The organism is Chitinophaga fulva (assembly GCF_012927205.1).
GTDB classification, from domain to species: domain Bacteria; phylum Bacteroidota; class Bacteroidia; order Chitinophagales; family Chitinophagaceae; genus Chitinophaga; species Chitinophaga fulva.
The window spans coordinates 449,527-463,219 of the sequence record NZ_JABBGC010000004.1 but is presented as its reverse complement, the minus strand read 5'-3'; the positions used below and the strand labels follow the sequence as shown (position 1 = coordinate 463,219).

13 protein-coding genes and 1 tRNA gene are annotated in these 13,693 nt (G+C 47.1%); 10 read left to right on the top strand and 4 right to left on the bottom strand.

What is annotated here, in order from left to right; translation table 11 throughout:
• Nucleotides 1–44: 44 nt before the first annotated feature.
• Nucleotides 45–965, bottom strand: a complete 921-nt coding sequence (locus HHL17_RS30355) for an AraC family transcriptional regulator (RefSeq protein ID WP_317166643.1) — start codon at nt 963–965, stop codon at nt 45–47.
• A gap of 156 nt (nt 966–1,121) precedes the next feature.
• Between HHL17_RS30355 and HHL17_RS30350 the strand changes: the two genes are divergently transcribed.
• Together HHL17_RS30350 and HHL17_RS30345 are read left to right on the top strand one after the other, a co-directional pair.
• Nucleotides 1,122–2,657, top strand: coding sequence for an aldehyde dehydrogenase family protein (locus HHL17_RS30350; RefSeq protein WP_169228572.1), 1,536 nt, complete (start codon nt 1,122–1,124; stop codon nt 2,655–2,657).
• Nucleotides 2,658–2,693: 36 nt separating this feature from the next.
• Complete coding sequence (locus tag HHL17_RS30345) at nt 2,694–3,059, top strand: DUF779 domain-containing protein (RefSeq protein WP_169228571.1); 366 nt, start codon at nt 2,694–2,696, stop codon at nt 3,057–3,059.
• A gap of 36 nt (nt 3,060–3,095) precedes the next feature.
• On the opposite strand, the gene HHL17_RS30340 is transcribed toward HHL17_RS30345, so the two are convergent.
• The gene (locus HHL17_RS30340) at nt 3,096–3,896 is read right to left on the bottom strand and encodes an ATP-grasp domain-containing protein (protein ID WP_169228570.1); all 801 of its coding nucleotides are present in this window, start codon (nt 3,894–3,896) and stop codon (nt 3,096–3,098) included.
• 312 nt (nt 3,897–4,208) lie between these two features.
• Here HHL17_RS30340 and HHL17_RS30335 point away from each other — a divergent pair, with 312 nt between their 5' ends.
• The 4 genes from HHL17_RS30335 to HHL17_RS30320 all read left to right on the top strand — a co-directional run bounded on the left by HHL17_RS30335 (nt 4,209) and on the right by HHL17_RS30320 (nt 6,672).
• Nucleotides 4,209–4,403, top strand: coding sequence for a hypothetical protein (locus HHL17_RS30335; RefSeq protein ID WP_169228569.1), 195 nt, complete (start codon nt 4,209–4,211; stop codon nt 4,401–4,403).
• Nucleotides 4,379–4,987: a hypothetical protein gene (locus HHL17_RS30330; RefSeq protein WP_169228568.1), complete on the top strand. Its 609-nt coding sequence runs from the start codon at nt 4,379–4,381 to the stop codon at nt 4,985–4,987. Before HHL17_RS30335 ends, HHL17_RS30330 begins: the two co-directional genes overlap by 25 nt.
• A gap of 177 nt (nt 4,988–5,164) precedes the next feature.
• Nucleotides 5,165–5,383: a hypothetical protein gene (locus HHL17_RS30325; RefSeq protein ID WP_169228567.1), complete on the top strand. Its 219-nt coding sequence runs from the start codon at nt 5,165–5,167 to the stop codon at nt 5,381–5,383.
• 179 nt (nt 5,384–5,562) lie between these two features.
• The gene (locus HHL17_RS30320; RefSeq protein ID WP_169228566.1) at nt 5,563–6,672 is read left to right on the top strand and encodes a serine hydrolase domain-containing protein; all 1,110 of its coding nucleotides are present in this window, start codon (nt 5,563–5,565) and stop codon (nt 6,670–6,672) included.
• Between the two features lie 224 nt (nt 6,673–6,896).
• Here HHL17_RS30320 and HHL17_RS30315 read toward each other — a convergent pair.
• Together HHL17_RS30315 and HHL17_RS30310 are read right to left on the bottom strand one after the other, a co-directional pair.
• Nucleotides 6,897–6,967, bottom strand: a tRNA-Gln gene (locus HHL17_RS30315).
• Between the two features lie 62 nt (nt 6,968–7,029).
• Nucleotides 7,030–8,721, bottom strand: a complete 1,692-nt coding sequence (locus HHL17_RS30310; protein ID WP_169228565.1) for a hypothetical protein — start codon at nt 8,719–8,721, stop codon at nt 7,030–7,032.
• A gap of 94 nt (nt 8,722–8,815) precedes the next feature.
• Between HHL17_RS30310 and HHL17_RS30305 the strand changes: the two genes are divergently transcribed.
• The 4 genes from HHL17_RS30305 to HHL17_RS30290 all read left to right on the top strand — a co-directional run bounded on the left by HHL17_RS30305 (nt 8,816) and on the right by HHL17_RS30290 (nt 13,658).
• The gene (locus tag HHL17_RS30305) at nt 8,816–9,688 is read left to right on the top strand and encodes a hypothetical protein (protein ID WP_169228564.1); all 873 of its coding nucleotides are present in this window, start codon (nt 8,816–8,818) and stop codon (nt 9,686–9,688) included.
• Between the two features lie 299 nt (nt 9,689–9,987).
• The gene (locus HHL17_RS30300) at nt 9,988–11,589 is read left to right on the top strand and encodes an NAD(P)/FAD-dependent oxidoreductase (RefSeq protein ID WP_169228563.1); all 1,602 of its coding nucleotides are present in this window, start codon (nt 9,988–9,990) and stop codon (nt 11,587–11,589) included.
• Nucleotides 11,590–11,744: 155 nt separating this feature from the next.
• Entirely contained in the window at nt 11,745–12,335 is a 591-nt protein-coding gene (locus tag HHL17_RS30295; RefSeq protein WP_169228562.1) for an RNA polymerase sigma factor, read from the top strand.
• 159 nt (nt 12,336–12,494) lie between these two features.
• Nucleotides 12,495–13,658 (top strand): FecR family protein, encoded by a 1,164-nt coding sequence (locus HHL17_RS30290; RefSeq protein WP_169228561.1) that lies wholly within the window; start codon nt 12,495–12,497, stop codon nt 13,656–13,658.
• The last annotated feature ends 35 nt before the right edge of the window (nt 13,659–13,693 follow it).

The window sequence follows — 13,693 nt, the reverse complement described above, 5'->3', positions numbered from 1 at the left end:
TACAAAGTACAAAGTATTTTTAATTGCAGGGAGTGGATTATCTTTTATTTCCGGCAGATGAGCTGATAAGCGCCGGGAGTAATGCCTTCCGTGCTTTTGAAGAGACGCACGAAATAGTTGGTATCATTGAAGCCACATTGCATGCTTACCTGGCTGATAGAGTGACTGTTGTCAGCCAGCAGTTGTTTGGCCAGTTTGATTCTCTCTTTGTTAATGTATTCAAGTGGGGTGATACCAAACTGTTCTTTAAACCATTTGAAGAAGATATTGCGGCTCAGGTATGCTTTTTTACAAAGCGTGTCCACCGCTATTTTTTCCGTGAGATGTTCCTGTATATAATGTAATACAAAATGCAGGCGGCTGTTGTTGCTGCTGACGGCATATTCATTCGAAACCCTTTGCAGGTGTTGGCTTTGTAGAATCCGGACCAGCAGCTCCTTCATGCTCAGGTCCGCATAAATGTCCTTGCCCGGATCGGAGCCGTGGCAGATGCGCACCAGTTTATTGATGGTATCAGCCACGTCGGCATCGTTATCAAAATGATATTTACTGAAATGCAGGCGCCAGTCGCTCTTCTCTGCATGATCGCTGTTATAGTGTTCATTCAGATACTGCAGGGTATGGCGGATATAGGCATCATCTATGGTCAGGGCTATACACTGCGTCGGGTTATCAGGCGTAGCTTCGGGGAAATCGATGGTCATGGTTTCATTGGCCGGTACAATCACCGATTCGCCGGGGACGTACTCAAAAGCCGGCTGCTCCGGCAGGTGCATGATCTTTTTGCCCTGTACCATACTGGTGATAACGAAATCGCCAAATGATAAGGGTACCTGGTACGCCTGTTGATAACTCTCAAAGATATTCAGCTCACAGTTTTTCAGGTTATAGATACGCCGGTTCTCCACCTGCTGTTGCAGGAATTTCGGATGCGTAAAATCGATATGGTTTAAATACTTTTTCACCGGCGCTACCATCATATTTACTATCTACAATTTACTGATTTTTTTTGTCGGCCGTAAAAGACAGGTACGATTGTGCTATAGATAAGTACGAAAGTTTCCGGTCAACCCCGGGAGGTTTAGCATATTAGCTTATTGTTTCACGTAAATCGTTCCGTTATGAAAGATACTACCACCACCGCCGCACCGGCATCCAACGTGGCACAGAGACCTGAGTTTAAAGCCAGGTACGATCATTATATAAACGGGCAATGGGTAAAACCCGATAGCGGGGAATATTTTGACAATATATCACCCATTGATGGTAAAGTATTTACACAGGCCGCCCGGGGCAACGCCAAAGACATAGAGAAAGCCATAGACGCCGCCCACCAGGCTTTTACCAGCTGGAGCAAAACAGCGCCCACCTACCGCAGCAATCTGATGATACGGATAGCGCAGGTAATAGAAGACAACCTGGAACACCTGGCCACTATAGAGACGATTGATAATGGTAAAGCCATCCGGGAAACGCGTGCCGCCGATCTGCCGCTGGTAGTGGACCATTTCCGTTATTTTGCCGGCGTCATCCGCAGCGAAGAAGGCAGCATCAGCGAACATGATGAAACCACCGTCTGCATTAATATCCACGAGCCTATTGGCGTGGTAGGCCAGATTATTCCCTGGAATTTCCCGCTGTTGATGGCCGCCTGGAAAATAGCGCCCGCACTGGCTGCCGGCTGCTGTGTAGTAGTAAAGCCCGCAGAACAGACCCCCACCAGCATCATGTGCCTGATGGAGCTGATCGGCGACCTGCTCCCTCCCGGCGTACTCAATATCGTTACCGGCTTCGGCCCGGAAGCAGGAAAACCGCTGGCATCGTCGCCCCGGGTGCAGAAAGTAGCCTTCACCGGCGAAACCACTACCGGTCGCCTGATCATGCAGTATGCCTCCGAAAACCTGATACCGGTCACCATGGAACTGGGCGGTAAAAGCCCGAATATCTTCTTCGAATCCGTAGCAGATGCCGACGATGAATTTTTTGACAAAGCTGTGGAAGGCGCCGTAATGTTTGCCCTCAACCAGGGCGAAGTATGTACTTGTCCCAGCCGCATCCTCGTACATGAAAATATCTATGATAAGTTCATGGAAAAAGTCATCAGTCGCACCAAAGCCATTAAAATGGGTAATCCACTGGATGCTACTGTGATGATGGGCGCACAGGCCTCAGAAGATCAGTACAATAAAATTCTCAGCTACCTCGAAATCGGTAAACAGGAAGGCGCGCAGGTACTCTGCGGTGGTGAAGCGTTTCATCAGAACAGTGGCCTGGAACATGGTTATTATATCCAGCCAACACTTTTCAAAGGCCATAACAAGATGCGTGTTTTCCAGGAGGAGATTTTCGGCCCCGTTAGCTGTGTGACCACCTTCCGTACCACCGAAGAAGCGATCGCCATTGCCAACGATACCTTATACGGCCTTGGCGCCGGCGTATGGACCCGCGATGCACATGAACTGTACCAGGTGCCCAGGGCCATTCAGGCCGGCCGTGTGTGGGTCAACTGCTACCATGCCTACCCTGCACATGCACCATTCGGCGGATATAAAAAATCAGGCTTCGGCAGGGAAAATCATAAGATGATGCTATCTCATTACCGGCAGACTAAAAACATGCTGATCTCTTATAGCAAAAACAAGCTCGGATTCTTTTGATAGTGACATACCATCCACCTGTAATCACATACGAATATGAGTGTAGCCCGTGTTATCGCTACCGAAAAGGCTGTCGCCCTGGTTCACGAATTACAACGCAGCCACGGTCCGCTGATGTTCCATCAAAGCGGCGGCTGTTGCGACGGAAGCCAGCCTATGTGTTTCAAAGCAGGTGAATTTATTACCGGCAGCAGTGACGTATGCCTGGGAGAAGTGGAAGGCTGCCGGTTTTATATGCATCGTGACCAGTTTGAATACTGGAAACATACCCGGTTGATTTTGGATGTCACACCCGGAAGAGGTAGCAGCTTCTCGCTGGAAATACCGCTGGGCGTGCGATTTTATATCAGGTCGGAAGTTTTTACAACAGCTGAACTAAATGATCTTGAGCCCGTAATGTAGTATATCGCAGGCAGGCCGTTTGACGGCCTGCTTTTTTTATTTTTTGTCAGCGAAATAATCTGTCACCGCTGCAACAATCGCAGCAATATCTGCCGCATAAAAACCAGCCGAATTCATACAGCCACATTCCACAATAAAATATTCATCCCCGCAACGGCACACATCCATCACAAACACATCATGTGGTGTATACTCACGGCAACGCGCCTCCGCATAATGGATAACCTCCTCAGGGCATCCCCGTTCTTTTGTCAGCTGAAAATATTCCCTGTATTTGGAAGCAGCCACTACTTTTTTATGAACGATCCAAAGTCGCCATTCATAACGGATGTTATATGGTTCTGACACAACGATCCTGCTGTCCAGCGATATATCCGTTGCTTTCAGTTGTTCATACCAAATACCAATATCTCCGAAAGACTTTACTTCCCCTGCAAAAGATTTATGGTCATTATCCGGACGGATAAAATACAACTTATCTGCCGGCAGGTCCATTTGCACCAGCGCTTCGAAGGTGGTCAGCATAGCGCCATAGTTCAGCATATGCCTGCCCCAACGTTCGAAGTAGTTTTCTATAGAAAAGATGGTATTATCCATAAACAGGCCACTGCTCACCGAAGGCTCCGCCAGCGCCATCTGGCTGAATGTCACTGATCCATAGAAAATGCTGCGGTAGCTGCGGTCAAATTCCGGCAGTGCCTCCGTGAAAGGGATCACCATTACTTCCTGATGACGTACGCCAATGTTGTTGCAGGCTGTTTTTAATTGTTCGAGATCTGCGGTGTTGGTCAGGTTTTGCTGGATGATCCATTGAATGTCTTGATAGCGGCGGGGCATAGGTTAGCGGTTTTGATAGTATCATTTGATAGTATCAAATGATACTATCAAATGTAAGATATTTTATCGCAAAGGGGCTTTCGGTTATCATTTCTCTAAAAGCTCTTTTATTCTCACTACCGATAATCCGGCCTGACTCACAAAAATTTTCTCTTTCTTAAAAAACCCCGGAAAATGAAGAGGAGATTAAATGAAGATAGAAATTACATGATAATTAATTTATCATTATAACAAACTGTATTCCATTAACAATTGATTTGCAAAAAGTAGAAAAAATGCGGGTTACATTTGTATCAACAACAAACCATTTACATGAAAAAATCACGATCACCCTACATATCAATGGACATAACGGAACTATCCAAGGCGATGAAAAAATTTTCGGCAGAACTGGCTAAAGACCCTAAAGCAGCTAAAGCTTTTCTGGTTGGAGCAGGTATTCTTACAGAAAAAGGAAATTTCAGAGCACCATATAAAGGCTTATGTATTCTTCTCGACCAGGCTTGATAACAGCTTTTCATGGATGTGATGAAAGCCTCGTTCACAAAGTAGTATCGGGACAGACCGAGCTCCGAAGCAGCAACAACAAATATGATTGGATAGGCCACGGCATCTATTTCTGGGACAGCAGCCCTTCCAGAGCATTTGAATTTGCGAGGTTCCTGAATCAAAATCCCGGCAGGAGAAGAAAAGTAATCTCGCGACCAGCTATAGTAGGTGCAGTTATTAACCTTGGATTATGCTTGGATTTACTCGATTATCACAACTTAAGGTTATTAAAAATAGCTTATGGCGTGCTGCGCGACTCCTGTAGTGCAGTTGGGAAGAAAATGCCGATAAATAAACCCGCATCTGGAAATCAGGATTTATTATTACGTGAATTGGATTGTGCAGTAATAGAAATGGTACACCACTTCCAACAACAGAAAAATATACGGCCATTTGATTCTGTCCGGGGTGTATTCTGGGAAGGGGAAGAATTATATCCTAATGCAGGTTTCCGTGAAAAAAATCATATACAGATATGCATTAGAAACCCTAATTGCATCAAAGGGTTTTTCCATCCACGGCAAAAAATTCAATGGCCATGAAAATTTAGTTATGATATGACTGATGCAAAATATCAACAAATTAAAGATGAACTGCTGGCTCAAAGAAAAAAGTGACCTCCTCTAAAAGAGCTGCCTTCCAAATTTCTGAAGGAGACAGCTCTTGGTTGACCCTTCACGCGATCTTTCACTGCCTCGAAAGCTGTCAAACAAATTTCCATGCCTCAACAACAAACCATTTATATGAAAAACTCACGATTAACCTACGTATCAAAGGAAACAAAGGAGCTATCCAAAGAAATCAAAAAATTTACAGCGGAACTAGCCAAAGATCCGAAAGCGGCCAAAGCCTTTCTGGTCGCAGCAGGTATCCTTACAGAAAAAGGCAATTTCAGAGCTCCTTACAGACGCCTGCGTACTCTTCAAAATCAGGCTTGATAATGGCTTTTCATCAATCCTGAGCCACACCACCTCTGCCAACTCCATCTTTCCTTGTCCCCAAAATCTCTAAATAATCTCCCTCCGCCCATAGGGGTAAATTTTCCGCTCCCCGTCGTATTACAGCATGCTTATATTTTAAGGGAATTCCCACATCACTATTGAAAAATCTATCTATCATGAGAAACTTCATTCCCATTCTCTTAGCCATTTTATTTTGCTCCTGTCATAACAATGATGATCTGCCCATTCCTGAAACACCAGACCAGGAAACGGGCACTTTCGAAGAAGCCAACATAGACAAGAATAAAATCATCTCGCTGGAAAACGAAATTAACAACGGCAAATACAACATACACAGCCTTATCATCCTGCGAAAAAACAAACTCATCTACGAACAGTACTTTGCAGGAGAGGACGCTGTATTCCCCACACCAGTTGGGAAAGTGTCACATACACGCGACAGCCTTCATGACTGCCGGAGCGTGACTAAAAGCATCGTATCTGCCTGTGTAGGCATCGCGCTGGCACAAGGGAAAATCAAAAGCGTAGATGATAAAATATTCGATTACTTTCCTACCTACCGCCAATATGCTACCGGTGATAAAGCCGATATCACTATACGGCATTTACTAACTATGAGCTCAGGCCTCGACTGGAACGAGCGCGTGTCTTACGATGATCCTGCCAACGCTGAACGGCAGATGCTGGAAGCGCAAGACCCCACTGGATTCGTGTTGCAATGTAAAAGCGCCGCCAAACCCGGCACCGTTTTCAACTACAGCGGTGGCAACACCCACCTGCTCGGACAAATCGTTGAACGGACTACGGGCATGAGTATACGCGATTTCGCCAACCGCTACCTTTTCCAGCCACTGGGTATCACAAAATTCCTCTGGAGCGCACGCGCTGATGGCGTATACTGGATGCCTTCAGGGCTGCGTATGCGTCCACTGGACATGGCACGCGTAGGCCGCCTGTACATGCAACAGGGACAATGGAAAGGACAACAGCTTATCCCCGCCACATGGATCACCCAATCCACCAAATGGACCGTTGATTCCGATGAAAAGAACGTCGGCTACGGCTTCCAGTTCTGGTGCTCAAAGCCACAGGTCGCCGGTCAACAGGTAGATATGGCCCAGGCGGAAGGCAACGGTGGACAAACCATCGCTATGATACCCTCGCTGGACCTGGAAATAGTGATGACAGCCGGTTATTACAATGATGTAACGGATCAGGCAAATCAGGTGTTGGTGAGAGATGTATTGGGGGCGGTGAAGAAATAAACTCAATTGTTTAACCAATAGCAGGTAATAAATTAATTACTCCTCATAAAAATAGAGCGTAATTAATTTATTACCTTCCAACCATGACAAAGTACATATTCATGTGCTTTTTCTCAGCCATTCCAAAAATTGCTGGATTTTACCTTTTCAAGATGGTTTTCGGTATTGACAGGGGAGCAATAAAAAAAGCTGAAACCCTTTCCTAAGAAGAATTTCAGCTTTTGTTGCCCGACCTGGATTCGAACCAAGACAAAGCGAGTCAGAGTCGCTTGTACTACCGTTATACTATCGGGCATCGTCAATTCAGGAACGCGAAGGTATAACATTTCCCCCATTTGCCAAATTTTTTTTGAAAATCTAGAAATTAAACTCCCGCGACTGCATATTCACCCTGAATCCTACGGTATAAAAGAAAGTATTCGACTTAGGCTGGTCCTGCACGTTATAGGTACGGTAAGTGGTATTCAGATCGATGAACATATTCTCAAAAATCTCCCATGATGCACTCAGGGCTGCCATAGTACTATTCACCGGGATACCGCTGCCGATATGGAATCCGTAGTCCCGCGGCCGGGTGTTATAACTGCGGAACACATCACTGCCAAAGTTGACACCAGCAGAATCCAATCCCTGCAGATGATACATCAGTTTACCGGTAAGATACAGCCGTGGCCACGGCTGATAACGGGCAATACCGATAAACTCCTTCAGATTGGCGCCCAACGGATGCGCCAGCGGCTGATTGTAATGCACCAGGTTAGTAATACTATCGTAATTGGTGTAAGTAAATGGCCGTATATAATTGGCTTCCGCCTGCAAATCGAGGTTACGTACACCCAAAGCATTGATATATTTGGCGCCCAGCTGCACTCCCTGCTTGTTGACAAAAGCACCACGACTATAATGCAACACCTCTTTCGTCACAAATTCATTGATCAACAGTTGTCCGTATAATTGTACCGACCGTGTAATATTGGCCTTGAAATCAAAGCCTACATTGGCTTTGCCGGCGGCGCCCAGTTGCTGCTCCACCGACCGGTAAAAGATAACCGGATTGAGATAACTCAACTGCAAACCATTTTTTCCGTCTTCCATCACGTTTTCATAGAAACCGAGGTTCAGCCATTTAGTCACCTGCAGGCTCAGGTGATGTATCATCATATAGTTGCGGGGCCGCATCTGGCGCCCGTCTGAGCCATAAGGCGGAAATGGCGCAATGGTCTGCGCGAAAATATTCTCATAGTCAAATTTCCAGATACGGGTACTGATACGCAGGTACAGGAAATTGCTGCTGAAATCGCTGAGGAAAAGGCTGCGGAAACCATTGCCGATAAACAGTTTGTCGTAGGCAAACTGGATATCAAAATATTTGGCTGCGTTGAGGGAGATACCTCCCCTGGCATCGAAATAATCGTAGCCGTTATGATGGTAATTTTTGTAGAAACCCGCGCCAGGCACAGCATCATAGCGGGTTACAAAATCACGTACATAAGCAGGGTCACGCTCCTGGTTATCTGTCAGCACAGTATAGAATCCCAGTTTACCAGCGATATTACCTCTCAGCACCAGCCCCCGGCTGTTGATGAAAATACTGCCGGTGCCATCATTGGCGCCGCCGTATTGCAGGTTCAGCAAAGGGTTGATGGACAACTTAAAATTGCTCGTATTTACAGCATATAACGAAGCGGGTGTACGGTAGAAATGTTTCAGTACCGGTTTTACGGCAAAGGAATCGGTATAGGCCGGCGCCCATTCCCAATTGTCCATCAACAGGTGGCGTATATTGTAGCGGTCAGTGGCTGTTAAGGTAAACGGCAATGCCCCGGCTTTGTCCAGCGAATCAAGGTACAATGCCCGCTCTGTTACTTTCCGGCGGTCATATGGTTTCACGGTGGTGAAGCCTAACAGGGTATCGTTTCTGGTGAGTACGTCCAGCCGGTCCAGCAGCTGGTATTGTTTGTTGCCCAGGTTGATATAATCCGACTGGGCAAAGGCTGGCCGGGCCAGCAGGGTCCCCATAAGGGTCACACAGTATAGCAAGTGTTTCATGAGCAAATATTGGCCGAAGGTACCCCTGCTTTCTTCTAATCTTCATTATAAAAGGATTAGAAAAACGACATCAGATTTTTAAGTAAATTGCCCTATGCGATTACCTGTTCTGCTGACTGCCCTGCTGTTGACCGGCGTATGCTCCGCCACTTTCGCTCAGGCCACCAAAGACAATACCACCGTCAAACCCATTGTACTGGGCCATGTCACTTCCGATAAAATCACGGAAGCATCAGGTATTGCCTCCAGCAGCACGATGCCCGGTTATTACTGGACACACAACGACAGCGGCAACAAACCAGAAGCCTTTCTACTGGACCATCAGGCCCATCTCGTCTGCACCGTCAAACTGGATGATGTCAGCAATCGTGATATGGAAGATATTGCAGAAGGCATGGGCCCTGTGAAAGGCAAACATTACGTGTACGTGGCGGATATCGGCGACAACAAAGGGGTACGTAAACATATCCGTATCTATCGCTTTGAAGAACCCACGGCCGTAACAGAAAAATCGCTGCATATCCGCCCGGATGTGCTCACCCTCAAATATCCCAACGGCCCAAGAGATGCGGAAACATTACTCATCGATCCCATCGGCAAAAAGATCTATATCGTCAGCAAAAGAGAATCAAAAGTCAGCCTTTACAAAACCAACAACCTGCTTTTTAAAGACGGTGATAAAGCCGCGCTGGAGAAACTCATCACCCTTCCCTACACCTGGGTTACTTCCGGCGATATCTCTAAAGACGGCCAGCATATCGTGATTAAAACACTGACAGATATCTACTACTGGCACCGTAATCCCAACGAAACCGTGGAACAAGCCATGGCAAGACCAGCACAGCTTCTCCCCTACACCATCGAAAAACAAGGCGAAGGTATCACCATCACACCCGGCAATGATGGTTACGTCACTATCAGCGAAGGAGAAGACACACCAGTGTACTTTTACAAGTGGACATTCTGAGAACCATAACCGTTGCTGAACCGCTATTTCAGTACTGTTTTTTATAATTGTATACGTGGCAAATAAGCGCTGCCGCGTGACCCTGTAATAAACCCTCAAAAACCAGGCTCTCCGTTAAAACAAGGAATAGCCTGAGATAAACCATTTTACTATGCCAGCTCAAGCGTTCACCACTATTCTTTTGCATGTTCGGGGGGCGCCCCCGCTTTTTCCAATACCCCAAAATACGCCGGTATAACCGAAACGCGCTACTTACTACCCCCTCCAAATAACTATTCACCATCAATCGATGTTATCTCATGCAAAAGAAAGCCATTATCATCGGTGCAGGGCCTGCCGGCCTTACTGCTGCCTATGAACTTCTCCAACGCACAGATATAATGCCCATCATCCTGGAAAAAAGCACAGATATTGGCGGCATTTCCAAAACGGTCAACTATAAAGGTAACCGTATCGATATAGGCGGGCACCGGTTCTTCTCAAAATCTGACCGCGTCATGGACTGGTGGATGACCGTCATGCCGCTGGACAAAGAAGCGGCTGAAATATTCACCATCAGCTATCAGCAAAAAACAAGGGAAGTAAAAGTGCCGCAGAAAAACGGAGAAACAGATACCCTCGTCGCCGAAAACCCCGACCTGGTGATGCTGGTCAGAAAACGCCTGTCCCGTATCTACTTCCTTAAAAAATTCTTTACCTATCCCATACAGCTGTCGATCGATACGCTGCGCAAACTGGGCATCATCACCACCATCCGGATCATGATCTCTTACCTGTATGCACAGCTGTTCCCTAAAAAACCGGAAAAGTCGCTGGAAGATTTTATGATCAACCGCTTCGGGAAAACACTCTATCTGTTGTTCTTTAAACATTACACAGAAAAGGTATGGGGCGTTCCCTGCAATGAAATATCCGCAGAGTGGGGCGCACAACGCATCAAAGGCATCTCTATCGGTAAAGCGATCGCACACGCCGCCAAGGCCGCCTGGAATGCCAGCAAACCCAAAGACATCAAACAGAAAAATGTGGAGACCAGCCTCATCGAACAGTTCCTTTATCCCAAACATGGCCCCGGCCAACTGTGGGAAGAAGTGGCCCGCCAGGTGACGTCACAGGGCGCCACACTGCTCATGCAACACGATGTGGTGGGCATCCGCACGGAAGGCAACCGCATCACTGCTATCGAAGCGCTGGATAAAACCACCGGCGAAACAACCGTACTGGAAGGTGATTATTTCTTCTCCACCATGCCGGTACAGGAACTGGTGGCAGGCATCAAAGCCGATGTACCGGCCAATGTCCGCGAAATAGCTGCCGGCCTGCAATACCGCGATTTTATCACCATCGGCATCCTGCTGAAGAACCTCAGCTTCGAAGATGCTAAAACACGTAGTCATCAGCCCATCACCCTCAATGACACCTGGATTTATATCCAGGAAAAAGATGTGAAGGTGGGCCGGTTACAACTGTTCAACAACTGGAGCCCATTCATGGTAAAAGATCCCGATACCACCTGGGTAGGCATGGAATATTTCTGTAACAAAGGCGATGACTTCTGGGAACTGACCGACAATGAAATCAGGGAAACAGCCATACACGAACTCTGCAAAATAGGGCTGGCCCGGAAGGAAGATGTACTCGATGCCACCGTGCTCCGCATGGAAAAAACCTATCCGGCTTATTTCGGCACCTATACACGGTTCGATGAAATACGCCACTATCTCGACACTTTCGGTAACCTCTTCCTCGTAGGCCGCAATGGCATGCACAAATACAATAACTCCGACCACTCCATGCTAACGGCCATGGTGGCGGTAGACAATATCGCTGCCGGTATCACCGATAAAGCCAATATATGGTCTATCAATACCGAACAGGAATATCACGAAGAGAAAAAATAACCTCCAATTAACCATAGCGAAGATCATACGGATAATCTCTGCATGATCTTCGTTTTTTTATGCGCTTTTTTTCGCTTTTCGATGTTGGTAATTCGTAATTGTCTATATTTATCGCGTAGTCAACCAAAACAGAGAGCCGTTTATAGTTTTTTCACTTGGACAATAAACAATTAAATAGTGAACACGATTTACTATTATTAGTATCGCAAGGCGATGAGGCTGCGTTTGCCCGCCTCTTTCATACCTACCACCAAAGGCTCGGCGCCTTTGTATATCAGCTCACCGGTTCCTTGTCTATGGCGGAAGAGATCGTACAGGAAGTATTTATCCGCATCTGGGAAAAGCGCGACAAACTCAGCCAGGTAAGCCATTTTCATTCCTACCTCTATACAACTGCTAAAAACTATACCTACTCCTTCCTTAAAAAGCTGGGCCGCGAACTGGAACATAAACAACAATGGGAAATGACCATCGCCGCTGATACCGGCAACCCATTTGAAGAAACCATGGATGCCCGCTATCGCCGTATCATTGATCAGGCTATTGCAGAACTGCCGGCACAACGGCAACGGGTATATCTGCTCAGTCGCGATGAAGGCCTGAGACAGGCTGAAATTGCAGAACGGATGGCCATCTCCCGGGAAACCGTGAAAAAACACATGGTATTGGCCCTCCGCGCCATCCGCAGTTATGCGCTGACGCACCCGGAAACCAATCTGCTATTGCTATTGTTCTTTCCTAAGTAACTGTTTTTCCCTTCGGGAGATGACCACCCCCGACTTTCTTTTTTATATCGATTTCCCTTCGGGAGATGACCACCTTTTACACTCTGAAAAAATTTTTTTTTCTCCATTACCTCTTTTTACCCCCTCCCGCTGTCTATATAGATAGATTCACTTTTGCTGATGGACAACAACAGATTAAAATACCTGTTAAGCCAGTACACTACCCGTACTGCCACTTCCGCTGAACTGGAAGAGCTGAAAACATTTCTCGGCTCCGATGATCAGGATGCGCAGCTCGAATGGATGATAGAAGAAGCATGGGTACAATCCGCCGAAACAGACCAACAAGTATTCGACACACAGTCGGACGCCATGCTGGCCCGTATCCTCTCCGCTAACACTACCAAACGCCCGTTGGCTAAAACGTTTTATCGAAGCTACAGGGCTGCAGCGGCCATTCTGCTGCTGGTACTGGCCGGCGCCACCGTCCTCTGGATACGCCAGCGTAAAAAACCGACACTGGCAGCAACGGCGCAGCATAAAATCTTCCTGCCTGGTTCAGATAAAGCCATCCTCACCCTGGCCAATGGCCAAAACATTGAACTGGACAGCAATATGAACGGGCAAGTGGCACAACAGGGACCCGTAAGCCTGCAAACCAATGCAGGCCGGCTCACCTATAAGTCGCCATCCGCTCCTGCCAATACTACTGTCAGCTGGAACACGCTCCGCACACCTAAAGGCGGGCAATACAGCCTCGTACTTCCCGATGGCTCACGGGTATGGCTCAACGCAGCTTCATCCCTGCAATACCCGACCAACTTCACCGGACCAACAAGACAGGTTACCCTCAACGGGGAGGCTTACTTTGAAATCCAACCCAATGCTGCCCAGCCGTTTTTTGTCAACACCGGTGAAACAGCCGTAGCGGTACTCGGCACCAGCTTCAACATCATGGCCTACAACAATGAAAATAACATCAGAACAACACTTTTACAGGGATCTGTCAAGGTAAGCCGGCAATCGGCACATCATCTCCTTAAACCGGGACAACAATCACTGATCAACGGAAACGGTACCATGGAAATTATCGACCATGCAGACACCGACCTCGCTGTAGCCTGGAAAAACGGCCTGATCTCCTTCAGAAGCGCCGATATCCGCACTATCATGCGACAGGTGGAACGCTGGTACAACATCGAAGTAGTGTTTAAAGGAGACGTGCCCACCCGCACCTTCACCGGTGACATCCCAAGAACAGCAGATCTGTCGGCACTTTTACGCCTGCTCGAAATCAGCAAGATTCATTTCAAACTGGAAGCGGAAAAATTAATCGTCATGTAGTAAAAACAACTTTAGCATCATTTAAACACAACCAA